The following is a 14,938-nucleotide window of genomic DNA, read 5'->3' as shown; positions in this document are numbered from 1 at the left end:
ATGTCCGCCTACGCCCCCATTGCCGCCATTGCAACCGCCCCCGGAAGAGGCGGTATCGGCGTCGTTCGCATTTCCGGCGCGGACCTCTCTGAACTGGTGCGGCGCCTGTTCCAGCGGGAACTCACACCGCGCCATGCGCATTACCTGCCATTCAAATCCGGCGCCGGCGAATTGCTGGACGAAGGCATCGCCATTTACTTTCGCGCGCCGCATTCCTATACCGGCGAAGACGTGCTCGAACTGCAGGGACACGGCGGGCCCGCCGTGCTGCGCCGCGTGCTGGAAAGCTGTCTCGCCGCCGGCCGCGACCTCGGCATCCGGCTGGCCGAGCCCGGCGAATTCACGCGCCGCGCCTTTTTGAACGACCGCATGGACCTGGCCCAGGCCGAAGCCGTGGCCGACTTGATCGAGGCCTCGTCGACGGCCGCCGCGCGCGGCGCCATGGCGTCGCTGTCGGGGGAATTTTCGGCACGTGTCAATGATCTGTCGGATCGCATCATCCATTTGCGCATGTTGGTAGAGGCCACCCTGGATTTCCCTGAGGAAGAAATCGACTTCCTGGAAAAGTATCAGGCCCGCCCCACCCTGGAAGCGCTGACCGCGGATCTCTCCAAGCTGATCGCGCAAGCCCGTCAGGGCGTAATCCTGCGCGAAGGCCTGCACGTGGTTCTGGCCGGACAACCTAACGTGGGCAAGTCCAGCCTGCTCAACGCGCTGGCCGGCGACGACATTGCCATCGTCACTCCGATTGCGGGCACGACCCGCGACAAGGTCGTCCAGGAAATCCATATCGACGGCGTCCCCCTCCACATTGTCGACACGGCAGGTCTGCGGGAAACAGAGGACACCGTGGAGAGCATAGGTATCGCACGCACGTGGCAGGAAATCGAGCGCGCCGACGTTATCCTTCATTTGCAGGATGCCACCCAGCCAGGCGACGAGCTCGACGCCCAGATCACCGCGCGCCTGCCGCCGCGCACGCCGGTCCTGAAGGTTTTCAACAAGGTGGACTTGTTATCCACACCCTTCGCAGCCGGCCCTCAGGAACTCGGCATATCCGCCAAGCGCGGCGCAGGCCTGGACGCGTTGCGCGCCGAATTGCTGCGCATCGCCGGCTGGAACCCCGGGGGCGAATCTCCCTGGCTGGCGCGCGAGCGGCATCTGCATGCCTTGCAGGACGCGGCGGAACACCTCGAATTTGCCGGCGTGCACGCGCAACAAGACGACCGGGTACTGGATCTGTTTGCGGAAGAACTACGGCTGGCGCACGACAGCCTGTCGAGCATTACGGGCAAGTTCACCAGTGACGATCTGCTGGGGGAGATTTTCTCGAGCTTCTGTATCGGGAAATAGCGTGCAATGCAGCGTGCTGCGCCGCCGCAGCTGCATCTGGAAGTTCAAGGTTTGCGCGTCGCTTCCACCAGGCATTCAGACAAGCGGTCGAAATGCAGCAACGCGGCCTGGCTGAGCTCCACCTGCTTGCGGCGCGCATCCTCGGTATCGACAAGCAACACCCAGCCTTTTTCCCGCATCGACTTCAGTCGGGCGTGCAGGGTCGCAGGCGAACCGATGCTATCGACTGCCATGACATCGCGCACGGACAGCCGGCGCTCTTCCTGTGACGCGCGTGCGATCAACGTAAGTATGCGTTCTTCCATGGGGTCGAGCGACGGCAAGGAAGGCAGGCCGCGCAGTGCGTCGGCCAGGCGCAAAAAGCGCATGTAAATGTCGGCGGGCCTCTTTTTTTCTTTCATGGATAATGGACGCAGCGACCGATAAGCGGCGGGATTAGAGGTATGGAGAACATTCTAGATCAGGGCAAATGGGCTCTGGTGACAGTGGTGCTGTTCCTTGGCAGTCTGGCAGTCAATGAGTGGGTGTTCACCAACCTGGAGTTTGTGCGCGGCATTAACTGGATCTATCTGCCGGCAGGCGTGCGCCTGATATGCACGTTGCTGTTCGGACTGCCTGCAGCGCTAGGGCTGTTGGCCGGTTCCTGGATCGCCTGCTTTTTCTATTACTTTCCCGACGACGTACTCCGTTCCCTGGCCGGCGGCATCATGGCGGCCACCGCGCCGTATCTCGCCTACCGTTGGGCCAGGTCGACACTGCGGCTGCAACCCGACCTTGGCAATCTCACGGCCTGGCGCCTTCTGATCTGCGCGCTGGTCTATGCGTTGATGAACTCCACGATTCATCATCTCTGGTTCTTTCTCCAGGGAGAAAGGGCAGCGCTGGCGGACGGCTTCATAGCTATGCTGACCGGAGACATTACGGGATCCTTGTTCGTGTTGTACACGCTCAAGATGATCGCTGCGTTGGGCCGTACGATGTTGCGACGACGGCCCGCCTGACGGCATGAAGTTCTCGCGTACGCGAACTCAGCCCGTCACGGCGGCAGAGCTGTCTTCAGACTCAGTGGTCTCCTGGGCGACAGCATGGGGTACCGAACCGGCGTTGACCAATACCCGCTCGACACGCTCGGCCAGCGCGCGCATTTCCTTGGCTCTCTTGCCATGCAGCACCCTGCCAAATGCGTTCAGGTTGAGCGCCATGGTTCTCAACTCCGCCTGCTCGCTTTCCGACAAGGCGATACCGCCGTCGCGGCGCTGCTCTACCCGCGCAAGAACGCCCGAACATGCCTCATGGAATCTTGCGTACTCGGTCCATAAGTTTTCGGGCTCGCCATGGGCCGGAAACGACGTATTAGGTGCCATTGACACTCCTGGTATGGGATCACTCAGCCAGTTTCTTCGGTGATCGCTCATCATCTTCGGGGTATACACGCAAACGATTAGTTATAAATTTTATAACTAATTGATAAAACAATCTTGCCGCCCGCCCCGCGGCTTATATTCCGGTATTCCTTCCGGCGGTCACTTCCGCATCATTCAGGATTCGGCATGGTCCCAGACATACGCCTCGCCACCCCCGACGATCTGGCCGACATCGAGCGAATCGTCGCCCAAGCCTACGGACACTACGTCAAGCGCATCGGTGCAATACCCGGCCCGATGCGGGACGATTACGCCACCCGTGTCGCGCAAGGCGTGGTCCATGTGCTGCACGCCCAAGGGGTGGTGCAGGCCGTCCTGGTGCTGATTCCCGAGGCAGATTGCATGCTGCTCGACAATATCGCGGTTGCGCCTTCGGCGCAGGGCAAAGGCTACGGCCGAGACTTGCTGCGGTTCGCCGAAAGCGCGGCTCGCCTGGCGGGCTATGCCAGCATCCGCCTCTACACGCAGGAAAAAATGACCGAGAACATCGCTATCTACACGCGGTACGGATATGTGGAAACCCATCGAGCCGAAGAGATAGGCTTGAAGCGCGTCTTCATGAAAAAAGCCCTTTAAATAAGGGCTTTTTAATCATTCCGATAAGATGCGAGTATTTATTCACATAAATAAAACCTGATCACGGCTCGCGCGTCCCGGCCATCACGCGCTGCGCGCGGCGGTTGCTGGCCAGCGACTTCGCGTAGACGGAATCGGGCCGTATCCGATGCGCGATCACATAGCCCGTTATGCAAGCCAACATCAACGGCAGCATGACTTCATAGCTGAGCGTCATCTCGAAAATCATCAGGATCGACATCAAGGGCGCATACGTAGTCGCAGCCAGCAACGCGCCCATGCCCACCACGGCGTAACTGGACACCGCTGACAGGTCGCCCGCTGGAAACAAGGCCTGCAAGCCCGTGCCGTACAGGGCTCCAAGTGCCGCCCCCACGAACAGCGTGGGCGTAAATACACCGCCGACCGCACCTGATCCCACACTTGCCGCGGTAGCCAACGTTTTCAAAAGCAGGATGGCGGCCACGGCCTGCCAGGCCCACTGCGTGTGCAACATGCTGTTGACTACGCTATACCCATTGCCCCAGACCTCGGGGTTCACCACCGACAAAGCGCCGACGATCAAACCGCCCAGTGCCATGCGGGCCCATAGCGGCGCGGGCACACGGGCGAATGCGGCCCGCGCCGTATCGAGAAAGCGCAGGAACTGTGGCGCCGCCAGGCCGGCGATCACACCGAGCCCCAGGTAATTGATGACCTCCCATCCCGACATGAACGTGAAAGGGGGCATGTGAAAAACGGCGTCGTAATGCAGGATCTGGCGCGTCACGATATTGGCGACGACCGACGATACAACCAGCGGTACCAGCGTGGCCGATGCAATCGCTCCGTAGACGATCTCTGAAATGAACAAGGCGCCGGCGATGGGCGCGTTGTACGCGGCCGTGATTCCCGCAGTGGCACCGCAGGCAACCAATAAGCGCAAATGCCGGGGCGGCAGGACCAGGTAGCGGCCAGTCAGGGATGACAACATCGCCGCCAATTGCACCATGGGGCCTTCACGGCCGATGGAAGCGCCGGAGCCGATGGAAAAGATCGATGACAGGCTGCGCGCGACCGTCTGGCGAAAGCCGATGACTCCGCGCCCGACTGAAATTGCCTCCATATAGTCCGCTGCGCCGCGCCTGGGTAGCCACTTGGCCGCCATTTGGAGGATCACGCCGGCAATGGCGCCGCCGATGGCAGGCATCAGAAAGCGTTCCCAAGGATTCAGGCCTCGCGCCAGCGACACCATGCCGTGAGGCACGTCTTCTCCTCCCAGCAAAGTTTGCGTCCAGCCAAGCATTTCGCGGAAGACCACGGTGGCCAGCGCCCCCAGCAAGCCCATCAGCGCCGCCGCGCAGAGCGTGGCCGGCAAATTGTCCGCCAGCAGACGGGTTCTGAGCCAGATCGCCCAGCCCGATTTCTTGATTCTGATTTCTGTCGCCATGGCGGGATTCTACGGCGGAAGCTGCTCACTTTTTGTTCAGTTCCCAGTCAAGAATCGCTGCGCACATCCCCTGGAACCCCCCTTTCCGCGAACGCCCTACAGGCCCTCTGAAGGCGTCCTGGAAGGCAAAAAAGCGGGTAGGCAGCAGGGCATTTTTCGGGGTAAAAGTGCCGGTTTTGGGACCGGTCAGGCAGAAAGGGCCTGTGGATAACTCCTAAGGAGACGCCTTGTGCACATTTTGTGGAGGCAAGTTGAACAAGCAGGGGTTTTGGCCAGGGTCCAAAATCTTGTCCAACTTCAGCTTTTTTCCCACACAGAGTTCTTGCACAGGCAAAAACGCTTCCAAGTGGATGAAAAAAAAGAGGTTTTCAAGGTTAAGGTAGTTATCCACAGGCCTTATTAATCATTAGTCTTTATATAAAGAGAAATTAAGGAAAAGCCAAACATGCTCTCCCATTCCGCCCAGCCATCCCCCCCCGGACTCCGTCCATGCGCATCCTCCTGATAGAAGACGAAGCCGAACTTGCTCGCTGGCTTTCAAGAAGCCTGGCCAGGCACGCGGGTTTCGTTGTTGAATGGGCTGATGACGGGCTGGTCGCCGAAAGACGGCTGGCAATGGAAGAATTCGACGCGGTCATCCTGGATCTCGGACTTCCGGGCATGGATGGCCATACTTTGCTCGCGAAGATTCGCGCGCGGGACGACCGTACGCCGGTCCTGGTCTTGACCGCGCGCGATTCGCTAGCCGAAAAAATCGGCACGCTGCATCAGGGAGCGGACGACTTCCTGCCAAAGCCATTTGTTGTGGAAGAGTTGGAAGCGCGATTGATCGCGCTCATCCGACGTAGCCGCGGACGGGAACATCCGCGGCTCACGCTTGGAAACCTGGTTTTCGAGACTTCTGCTCAAAAATTCACGGTTGGCGGACAGCCCTTGCAGTTATCCCCACGTGAACACTCGGTCCTGCGTGTACTGATCCAGAAAAGCGGCGAACCCATCAACAAGCAGCAGATCCTGGATCGCATCCTGACCGACGATGCGGACATAAACCTGGAAGCCATCGAGGTCGTAGTGCACCGGTTGCGCAAGAAATTGGCGGATACCGGTGTGCAAATCGTGACCATGCGGGGCATGGGCTACTGCCTGGAGAACCTTGTTGACAACTAGAAGTGCGGAAAAAAATGGATTTTTCGCGGCGAAAAGACGCAATCGCACCCTGAAAACCCAACTTCTCTGGTGGCTGATTCCGACGTTGGTTTTCGTGATGATGGGAGCCTTGTGGCTGTCGAACCATCAGTTGCGCAATCAGGTCGACACTGCCTATGACCGGTCGCTCGCTGGAGCGCTGCGCGCCATCGACCACAACATATCCACAGCCAGCGGTGGATTAGCCATGGAGCAGCCATACCTGATGCTGGAATTTTTCGAGCTGACGGCCAATGGCAGCGTGTTCTACCGAGTCGCTACCGAGGACGGGCTGGCGGAAATCGGCAGCCCGGGGCTGCCCATGCCCGCCGACCCGCTCGTTTCCGGTGAACCACGCTTTTTCTATGCCGACTACCAGGGAACGCCTGTGCGGGTCGCAGCACTGGCGCGGACCATGGATCCGCCGCTCTATGCAAATAAAGGGGGACGGGTGATTGTGCAGGTGGCCGAGGGCCTGGATACCCGTCAGGCCTTCCTGCACCAGGTGCTTGTTCGTTCCGTGGAGCGGGATCTTGCCGTGATCCTGATCAGCGTCCTGGTGATCATCCTGGGGGTTTTCATGGCCTTGCGCCCCCTGGCCAGGTTGCGCCAGGAGGTGGAAGGGCGTTCTGCGGACGATTTAAGCCCCGTAGGCGCTTCGGACATGCCAGGGGAGGTCCTACCCCTAGTTGCGGCCGTAAACCTCCACATGGCCCGTTTTGCGGCCCAGGCGAGGGTCCAGAGTCAGTTCCTGGACGACGCATCGCACCAGTTGCGCACCCCTTTGTCGGTTTTGCGGACCCAGACGGCCTACGCCTTGCGCGAAACAGACCCCCAGGAGGTCCGTACAGCCCTTCTGGCGATGCAAGAAGGGTTGGACAGGGCCGTACGCACCACCAACCAGATGCTCGCTCTGGCGCGCGCTAAAGACGCCTCCCTGGCCGAAGGCGGGTTCAACCCGGAACCGGTGGACCTGGTCGAGTTGGCCGACGCCGTCATCCGCAGCCTGCTTCCCACGGCCCGTGCCCGCCAGCTCGATGTCGGTCTGGAGGCCGAAACACGGCCTGTGGTCGTCCAAGGAGCGGAGTGGCTACTGAGGGAGGCTGTCAGCAATCTGGTCGACAATGCCATCCGTTACACATCGCCAGCGGGGGAAGTGACGGTGAAGGTCCTCATCGAGCCTGGGCTGGCGAGGCTGGTGGTCGAGGACAGCGGCCCCGGCATGTCGGCGGAAGACATCGCCCGCGCCTGCATTCGTTTTCGCCGGGGCGCCGCGGGCAAAAACAAGCCTGGCGCCGGCCTGGGGCTCGCCATCGTAGGGACCATCGCCGAGATCCTTGGGGCGCGGCTGGTACTGGAGAACCGCGTGCCCCTGCCTGGCTTGAGGGCGGCATTGGTGTTTACCCTGGAAAGCGGGTCCGATGCTGCGACGCACCAGGAAAACAGCGGTTTTTGAAAGCTTTTGGAAAGCTTGGGTTTTGTACGGTTGCGTTCACTGGGGGCGTTATTGCGCAAAGAACTGTCTGAGCAGAGCTTCCAGCCATACCTAGACCTATAAATCTCGGAGACGCAAAAAATGCAGACTCGTCTGAAACTTCGCCTGGCCGCCTTCGCGGCGCTGGGCGCGATTACCCTGAACCTGGGCGCCGCTCACGCGGCCGAAGAGCCGCGCCGCCCGGAATGCATCGCGCCTGCCCAGCCCGGCGGCGGTTTCGACCTGACCTGCCGTCTGGCCACCGAAGGCCTGAAGCAAAGCGGTGCGCTCAAGACCTCCATGCGCATCGTCTACATGCCCGGCGGGATCGGTGCCGTGGCCTACAACAACATCGTGGCGCAACACCCGAACGAGCCGGGCACCATCGTGGCCTTCTCGGGCGGTTCGCTGTTGAACCTGGCCCAGGGCAAGTTCGGCAAGTACAACGTCAATGACGTGCGCTGGCTGGCCGCGATCGGTACTGACTACGGCGTGGCAGTGGTCCGCAACGATTCTCCGTACACGGACCTGAAGAGCCTGATGGAAGCTTTTAAACAGGATCCGACCAAGATCGTTCTCGGCGCCGGTGGCACCGTGGGCAGCCAGGACTGGATGAAGGCCGCATTGACCGCGAAGGCTGCAGGCGTGGATTTCAAGAAGATGCGCTTCGTGGCCTTTGAAGGCGGCGGCGAGGCCGTGACGGCTTTGCGCGGCGGCCACATCCAGGCCTACATGGGCGATGCGGCGGAAGCGTTCACCATGCTGGAAGGCGGCGCCCCTATCCGCGTGCTGGCCGTGTTCAACGATCAGCGCCTGCCTGGCAAGCTGGGCACCGTGCCCACCGCGAAGGAGCAGGGTTACGACATCGTCTGGCCCATCATCCGCGGCTTCTATGTGGGCCCGAAGGTGTCGGACAGCGACTACCAGTTCTGGGTCGACGCTTTCAACAAGACCACGGCTTCGCCCGAGTTCGACAAGCTGCGCCAGCAGCAAGGCCTGTTTCCCTTCAACAAGACGGGTCCCGACCTCGACGCCTACGTGAAGAACCAGGTCAAGGTCTACGGCGAACTGGCCGACTCCTTCGGCCTGGTCAAGAAGTAAGCCGCAAGGCGTTTCTCCCTGTTGCGCCAATCAGGATTCCCCGCCGCCGGCATTGCCGCGGCGGCAGGGGAGTGCTGCGCCGCGCGATGCGACTACAACGGAAAAGTGATCATGAACGATCGAATACTGGGCGTGGCGGCGCTTGCGCTGGCCGCCTTCATGACCGCGGCGGGTTGGGGAATCGAAGCCCCCTTCGCCTATGAGCCGGTGGGCCCGCGCGCCTTTCCGCTGCTGCTGGCGCTGATCATCGGCCTGTGCGGCTTATGGCTCATCTACAAGGGCGGTCATCAGGTCGAGGCCAATCCTCCCGGCGCAAACGCCCGCATCGCGCTGATGATGGGGTTCGCCGTGGCGTATGCCTTCCTGTTCCAGTGGCTGGGTTTCGTGATCGCAACCACCCTGATGACGATATTCGTGGGCCGCCTGTTCGGAGGCGGCTGGATCAAATGCGCGATTGGCGGCGCCGTCATGAGCGTTTTGTTTTTCTTGCTGTTCGACAAGGTGCTGGACGTCGTCCTGCCTACCGGTTTGCTGGAGACCCTGATATGAGCGGCATCCTTGATCACTTGGCGATCGGCTTTGGCGTAGCCTTTTCGCTGACAAATATCCTGGTGGCATTGATCGGTTCGTTCATCGGAACCATGGTGGGCGTGCTGCCCGGCCTGGGACCGGTCAACGGCGTGGCCATGCTGATACCGATCGCTTTCGCCATGAACCTGCCGCCGGAGACTGCGCTGATTCTGTTGGCGGCCGTGTACGTAGGCGCTGAGTATGGCGGCCGCATCACCGCGATCCTGCTTAATGTGCCGGGCGAGGCCAGTGCCATCATGACGACACTGGACGGATATCCGCTTGCGCGCCAGGGCCTGGCCAGCGTGGCACTGTCGCTGTCGGCATGGTCGGCCTTCTTCGGGGCCATCGTGTCGGTGTTGGGCATCATCCTGCTGGCGCCCTTGCTGGCCAAATGGGCGCTCGCCTTTGGCCCTGCCGAATATTTCGTGCTGATGATTTTCGCGTTCTGCTGCCTGACCAGCCTGCTGGGCAAGCAGCCCGTCAAGGGTGTGCTGGCGGCGATGATCGGCCTGTCGATTTCGGTCGTGGGCGTGGACGCTAACTCGGGCGTGTATCGCTATACCTTCGAATCGGTGCACCTGGCCGACGGTATCGAATTCGTGGTCGTGGTGATCGCGCTGTTTGCAGTCAGCGAAATGCTGGAAATGCTTGAGAAAGTGATGTCCGGCCACAGCGTCGAGGTCAAGCCCAGTGGTCGCAAACTTTTCAACCTGAAGGAAATGGCGCTCACCTGGTGGAGCGTGGTGCGCAGTTCGCTGGTGGGCTTTGGCGTGGGCGTATTGCCTGGCGCCGGCGCAAGCGTGGCTGCAGCCGTGGCGTATTCGCAGGAAAAGCGCATCATCGAGGCCAAGGATCCCGAAGCCAAGTTCGGCAAGGGCGATATGCGTGGTCTGGTGGCGCCGGAAGCTGCTGCTACCGCTTCGGCCATAGGTTCGTTCGTCCCTATGCTTACGCTGGGCGTACCGGGCTCGGGTACTACTGCCGTGATGATGGGCGCGCTGACGCTCTACAACATCACACCGGGCCCGGTCCTGTTCGATTCCAAGCCCGAGCTCGTGTGGGGTTTGATCGCTTCGTTGTTCGTGGCGAACGTATTGTTGTTCATCATGAACGTGCCGCTCGTACGGTTCTTCTCCAAAGTGTTGTCGGTGCCGGGATGGCTGATGGTGCCTGGCATCCTCTGCATCAGCTATATCGGCGTTTACGCCATTAACGCGGGCACGTTCGACCTGCTGCTGGTGGCCGGCATCGGTGCCCTGGGATATTTCTTGCGCAAGTTCGGTGTCCCGATGGCACCGCTGGTGCTGGGCGTGGTGTTGGGCAACATGATGGAGCAGAACCTGCGTCGCGCCTTGTCCATGACCGACGGCGACGTGGCAGTGCTGTTTGCCAGCCCGGTGTCGATCGCGATGTGGGTGGGGGCGGCCGCGGTCGTGATCCTGCCGCAAATCATGCGCCGCATGCGCGCAGCGAAAAAGCTTGCCGCTGGTCCGGTCTGATCCGATGGCGGCGCGGCTGTTGTAAAGGGCAGCAGCCGGCCGCGGGATCTGAACCGGATATTGCAAAGGGCGCCTTATGGGCGCCCTTTTTTTATTCATGAATCCATACGGATTGCCGAACTCTTAAACGCGAGTATTTATTCATGTTTTTGAATAAAACCCCTTGAATATAGGGGTGGCGAGATTTTTCAAGAATTCTAGAACTCTCAGACCCGGGCCAGCCGTTCCAGCGCGGCATCGAGCGTTGCATCCTTTTTGGCGAAGCAGAAACGCACGATGCGATGGTTGGATTCGGCCGCGTCGGGCTGACGGTAAAACGCGGACACCGGAATTACCGTGACGCCGTGATTCACCGTGAGGTCGCGCGCGAAGTCGGCTTCGTTCTGCCTGGATATCTGGCTGTAGTCGGCCAGCAGGAAGAACGTGCCAGGACTGGGCAAGGGCCGGAAGCGGGTCTTGGCGAGGCCTTGCGCCAGGCGGTCGCGCTTGGCTTCATAAAAAGCCGGCAAATCCAGGTAAGGCTTGGGATCACGCATGAACTCCGCCAGTGCGAACTGCATGGGCGAGGGTACGGTGAACACCATGAACTGATGTACTTTGCGCAGTTCGGCGCTCAGCTGGCGCGGCGCGCAGCAGTAGCCGATTTTCCAGCCTGTAGTGTGATAGGTCTTGCCGAAGGAAGAGATCACGAAGGCATGTTCGGCCAGCAGCGGGCGGCGCGCCACGCTGGCATGGGGCTTGCCGTCGAACACGATGTGTTCGTAGACCTCGTCTGACACCAGCAGCACGCCAGTGTCGCGGACAATGGCTTCGAGCGCGTCCAGGTCGCTGTCGTCAAGCACCGCGCCCGTTGGGTTGTGCGGAAAATTCAGCATCAGCAGGCGCGTCTTGGACGTGATGGCGTCGCGTACGCGCTGCCAGTCGATGCGGTAGTAGGGATCGGCTTCGGTGGGCGCGCGCAGGGGCACGGGCACCGCCGTTCCGCCCGCCAGGCGAATTGCCGGCAGATAGGAGTCGTAGCAGGGCTCGATGACCACCACTTCGTCGCCGCTGCCCACGGCGGCCAGCACGGTTGCCATCAGCGCTTCGGTAGCGCCGCTGGTGACGGTGATCTCGGTTTCGGGATCGTAGGCATGGCCGTAGAGTTCGCGCGTCTTGGCGGCAATGGCCTCACGCAGCGGCGCGACGCCGGGCATATAGGGATACTGGTTGTGGCCGTCGGCCATCGCTTTGGATACCAGCGCGCACAAGGCGGGGTCGGGGTCGAAGTCGGGGAAGCCCTGGCCCAGGTTGATGGCTTTGTGCTCGATGGCCAAGCGGCTCATCACGGTAAAGATGGTGGTGCCAACGTCGGGAAGTTTGGATCGGATCATGGTGGACGCGAGAGGGAACGTTGCTAGCAGAGAGAGTTTTCGTAAGTATCCCACTAACTCATAATTCGGTTTTCTCATGAGCTTAAGGCACGGCGGTATCGTGGTTCAGAACATGTTGTGGAGGGTTTTGGGCGGTCTGGCGATCGCATTGGCAGGGGCGTTGCTGGCCGTTTGGGCGCATATTCCGCTGCCTTGGATGCTGGGGGCGTTGCTCGTGACCGCGGCGACACGCATCGCTGGCTTGGGCACTGCCTGCCCCAGGCCTGCGCGCAATGCCGGCCAATGGGTGATCGGCACGTCCTTGGGTCTGTATTTCACGCCACAGGTTATCGGCCACATTGGCAGCAATGCAGGACCCATCGTCGCCGGCATGTTGTTCGCGCTAGGCCTGGCGTTCATGGGCACAGCGATTCTTCGTCGCTACACGGACGCGGATTTCAAGACGGCGTGGTTTTCGTCGGCCATAGGCGGGGCCAGCGAGATGGCGAACCTGGCCGAGCGCCATGGGGCGCGCATCGATCGCGTGGCCACGGCGCACAGTGTGCGCGTACTCATGGTGGTGGTGACGGTGCCCTTCATCTTCCAATGGTGGGGCGTTGCGGGCCTGGATCCCACCGTACCCGGACCCAAGGTCGTCCATGGCTGGGGGCTGGCGGCGCTGGTCGGCCTGACCAGCATCGGCGGCATGGCCTTCATGAAACTGCGCCTGCCCAATCCCTGGGTGCTGGGCCCGATGTTGGCCGCCATGGTCCTTACCGCCAATGGCATCGAGTTGTCGGCACTGCCGGATTACGTCCCGAAGGTGGGCCAGCTGCTGATTGGTTGGTCGCTGGGGGATCGCTATCGCCCGGATTTCTTTCGGGCCGCTCCGCGTTTCATCGCTGCGGTGGCCGGCTTCACGGTAGCCGCCCTGGCTCTGGCTTTCGGACTGGGCGCCTTGCTGTCACTGTGGTCTGCGGCCCCCATTCCAACCCTGATTCTCGGCACCACGCCGGGCGGTATTGCCGAGATGGCCATTACGGCCAAAGTGCTGCAGCTAGGGGTGCCGGTAGTCACCGCATTCCACGTCACGCGCATGGTTTTCGTGGTGATAGTGACGGGGCCGATCTACGCTTTTCTGGCGTCGCGGCAGAGGGATGCGGCCTAGCGAAACGAGATCCAGTATTAAAAATACGACATTGGGGTAAACAACTATATGAGTCTGTAATGTGTGCTGAGTATGCTGATTACGCAGTTGATTCAAGCAGCGCGCGGACTCGTTCTGCAGCTAGGCGGCAGGCGGGAACGCAGCAGCAACGCAGGTACTACTACCGGTCGTTCAGTTCTCACGGCGTCCTTGATTCATTGCATTTCGAGTTAATTACAGGACGCTAGAAAAAATGGCTCAGAAGGGCAAAGTTAAGTGGTTTAACGCTGACAAGGGTTACGGTTTCATCACGCCGGACGTTGGTGGCACCGATGTTTTCGCACACTTTTCCGCCATCCAGGGCCGCGGCTATCGCAGCCTGAACGAAGGCCAGGAAGTCGAATTTGAAGTCAAGGATGGTCCGAAAGGACCTCAAGCGGCCGAAATTCGCCCGCTCTAAATCGGGAAATCCCAATTTCCCGTCCGCCAGGTTCGACCTGGCTACAACGCCCCAAGACTCCACAGTCTGGGGCGTTGTTTCATTTGGCGGCGGTAGCATTTCCTACACCGCCAGATGAATAGTTAGTATTCACTAACATGTTTTTCAGCCGTGGATAAGTTTGTGGATAATTATTCCTCGGCATGAGTATTTTTATGCTCAGCAATGAAGCAATTTGCGCATCCGGGCTGGGTTTTGCACAGTTATCCCACCTTCATTGGAACGGTTTCCGAATATGGTCGTCGGCCTTCCATTCACCTTTCCCTTCACGACCGGTTGTGCTCAAAGATGCCCTTTCCCCAGGGAATACAGGCATTTAACGGGGTTTTCGAGCGCTTGTAGCTCCGAGTCTGAGGCCGGTCTTGATTATTCGCTTCGGTAGCTTCGGCCTTATTGGGGCCCTAAGACCCGTGGTTGTTCACAAAGATATCCCCATACCGGTTATGCACAGAATTACGCCGTTTGGCGCCCAATTCGGCCCCGTCAGCCTGTGGATAGAAATGGGGATAGGCTCGGAAGGATGGGGTGCTTGGGCGGGATTGCCGGTTTGAGGTCCACTTGCCGGAGGGAAGCGCGCGGTGCCTTCCACAACATAAGGCTTGTCTTTAGCTCGGCGCGGATGCGGATCTTGGCGGGCAAGTTGTCCACAGATGGCCTGATGGGACGCGGGCGATCTCACCCATAAGGATGATGGCGTGGTTTCCCGTGGCGGAGCAAGATAGTTGTCCGGTCAAATAATCCATGCAGCGGCACGCGGGATGTGCGTAGGGGCGGCCCGCAAGACGAACATGCGTGGATAGCTCTGTGGACAATTCACCGGCTTAATATTTAGCCGCGATTTGATCCTATTTGGTCGCTAGAGTTCCCGGCCCGTTTCAGAATGGCCGCGCCGTGTCAGCCCGTTTTAAATACTCCACGTAAACCAGCGCAGATCTTATCCACAAAGTTTTCCACGGTCTGTGGCGATGGTTTTAGCGGAACACCGTAGCGCGGAGCTTCCCGTTGTGGCCAGCTTGCCAGATAGCTGTAATCGATCGGCGCCATAGGGAAGCTTGTTGTGCAATTGTGGTTTTTCATGAATCTTTGCATTCAACATGCCAGCCGGGGTTGCGCTGCTTTTCTCGCCCATGTTGTGCGGCGCTAATCAACTTATCCCCAGAGTTGTTCCACGTGAAACGCCTGGCTACGAAGTGGGGTGTAGGCCAGCGATGCTTGTTGATAACGCTGTGCAGAATTCGAGTGGCTCCAACCGGACGAAAGTTGATGGCGTTTGGTGGCTTGCTCTCTAGCGGCACTCCGCCTTCCTTCTCCTTATTTAGACCCCTC

Annotated in this window: 15 protein-coding genes; 10 read left to right on the top strand and 5 right to left on the bottom strand. The window is 60.2% G+C overall.

Annotated elements, in window-relative coordinates; all coding sequences use genetic code 11:
- The gene (gene mnmE, locus CEY08_RS05650) at nt 1-1,353 is read left to right on the top strand and encodes a tRNA uridine-5-carboxymethylaminomethyl(34) synthesis GTPase MnmE (protein WP_076816853.1); all 1,353 of its coding nucleotides are present in this window, start codon (nt 1-3) and stop codon (nt 1,351-1,353) included.
- Between the two features lie 44 nt (nt 1,354-1,397).
- Here mnmE and CEY08_RS05645 read toward each other — a convergent pair whose 3' ends face one another.
- Complete coding sequence (locus CEY08_RS05645) at nt 1,398-1,754, bottom strand: hypothetical protein (protein ID WP_063639113.1); 357 nt, start codon at nt 1,752-1,754, stop codon at nt 1,398-1,400.
- Between the two features lie 42 nt (nt 1,755-1,796).
- Between CEY08_RS05645 and CEY08_RS05640 the strand changes: the two genes are divergently transcribed.
- A complete protein-coding gene (locus tag CEY08_RS05640; RefSeq protein ID WP_076816850.1) occupies nt 1,797-2,354 on the top strand; it encodes a hypothetical protein in 558 nt (185 codons plus the stop codon).
- Between the two features lie 27 nt (nt 2,355-2,381).
- On the opposite strand, the gene CEY08_RS05635 is transcribed toward CEY08_RS05640, so the two are convergent.
- A complete protein-coding gene (locus CEY08_RS05635) occupies nt 2,382-2,717 on the bottom strand; it encodes a hypothetical protein (protein ID WP_063639112.1) in 336 nt (111 codons plus the stop codon).
- Between the two features lie 186 nt (nt 2,718-2,903).
- Here CEY08_RS05635 and CEY08_RS05630 point away from each other — a divergent pair, with 186 nt between their 5' ends.
- Nucleotides 2,904-3,353 (top strand): GNAT family N-acetyltransferase, encoded by a 450-nt coding sequence (locus CEY08_RS05630; RefSeq protein WP_063961623.1) that lies wholly within the window; start codon nt 2,904-2,906, stop codon nt 3,351-3,353.
- A gap of 61 nt (nt 3,354-3,414) precedes the next feature.
- On the opposite strand, the gene CEY08_RS05625 is transcribed toward CEY08_RS05630, so the two are convergent.
- Complete coding sequence (locus CEY08_RS05625) at nt 3,415-4,782, bottom strand: ClcB-like voltage-gated chloride channel protein (RefSeq protein WP_063961624.1); 1,368 nt, start codon at nt 4,780-4,782, stop codon at nt 3,415-3,417.
- Nucleotides 4,783-5,271: 489 nt separating this feature from the next.
- Between CEY08_RS05625 and CEY08_RS05620 the strand changes: the two genes are divergently transcribed.
- The 5 genes from CEY08_RS05620 (at nt 5,272) to CEY08_RS05600 (ending at nt 10,614) form a co-directional block, all read left to right on the top strand.
- A complete protein-coding gene (locus CEY08_RS05620; protein ID WP_076816846.1) occupies nt 5,272-5,949 on the top strand; it encodes a response regulator in 678 nt (225 codons plus the stop codon).
- Entirely contained in the window at nt 5,939-7,423 is a 1,485-nt protein-coding gene (locus CEY08_RS05615; protein WP_088607611.1) for a sensor histidine kinase, read from the top strand. Before CEY08_RS05620 ends, CEY08_RS05615 begins: the two co-directional genes overlap by 11 nt.
- A gap of 120 nt (nt 7,424-7,543) precedes the next feature.
- The gene (locus tag CEY08_RS05610) at nt 7,544-8,542 is read left to right on the top strand and encodes a Bug family tripartite tricarboxylate transporter substrate binding protein (protein WP_076816844.1); all 999 of its coding nucleotides are present in this window, start codon (nt 7,544-7,546) and stop codon (nt 8,540-8,542) included.
- Between the two features lie 111 nt (nt 8,543-8,653).
- Entirely contained in the window at nt 8,654-9,091 is a 438-nt protein-coding gene (locus CEY08_RS05605; protein ID WP_042795871.1) for a tripartite tricarboxylate transporter TctB family protein, read from the top strand.
- The gene (locus CEY08_RS05600) at nt 9,088-10,614 is read left to right on the top strand and encodes a tripartite tricarboxylate transporter permease (RefSeq protein WP_063639107.1); all 1,527 of its coding nucleotides are present in this window, start codon (nt 9,088-9,090) and stop codon (nt 10,612-10,614) included. The genes CEY08_RS05605 and CEY08_RS05600 overlap by 4 nt, the downstream gene beginning before the upstream one ends.
- A gap of 206 nt (nt 10,615-10,820) precedes the next feature.
- On the opposite strand, the gene CEY08_RS05595 is transcribed toward CEY08_RS05600, so the two are convergent.
- Nucleotides 10,821-11,987 carry a pyridoxal phosphate-dependent aminotransferase gene (locus tag CEY08_RS05595; RefSeq protein ID WP_042795873.1) on the bottom strand — a complete coding sequence of 389 codons (1,167 nt, stop codon included), beginning with the start codon at nt 11,985-11,987 and terminating at the stop codon, nt 10,821-10,823.
- A gap of 112 nt (nt 11,988-12,099) precedes the next feature.
- Here CEY08_RS05595 and CEY08_RS05590 point away from each other — a divergent pair, with 112 nt between their 5' ends.
- Both CEY08_RS05590 and CEY08_RS05585 read left to right on the top strand, forming a co-directional pair.
- On the top strand, nt 12,100-13,134 hold the full coding sequence (locus tag CEY08_RS05590; protein WP_042795874.1) for an AbrB family transcriptional regulator: 1,035 nt from the start codon (nt 12,100-12,102) through the stop codon (nt 13,132-13,134).
- 232 nt (nt 13,135-13,366) lie between these two features.
- The gene (locus tag CEY08_RS05585; RefSeq protein ID WP_006216596.1) at nt 13,367-13,573 is read left to right on the top strand and encodes a cold-shock protein; all 207 of its coding nucleotides are present in this window, start codon (nt 13,367-13,369) and stop codon (nt 13,571-13,573) included.
- 933 nt (nt 13,574-14,506) lie between these two features.
- Here the strand turns inward: CEY08_RS05585 and CEY08_RS29760 are convergent.
- Nucleotides 14,507-14,689: a hypothetical protein gene (locus CEY08_RS29760; protein ID WP_126389684.1), complete on the bottom strand. Its 183-nt coding sequence runs from the start codon at nt 14,687-14,689 to the stop codon at nt 14,507-14,509.
- Nucleotides 14,690-14,938 lie beyond the last annotated feature (249 nt).

This window comes from Achromobacter insolitus, from assembly GCF_002209555.1.
In the GTDB taxonomy this organism is placed as follows: domain Bacteria; phylum Pseudomonadota; class Gammaproteobacteria; order Burkholderiales; family Burkholderiaceae_B; genus Achromobacter; species Achromobacter insolitus.
This window is presented reverse-complemented; position numbering and strand designations above follow the sequence as displayed.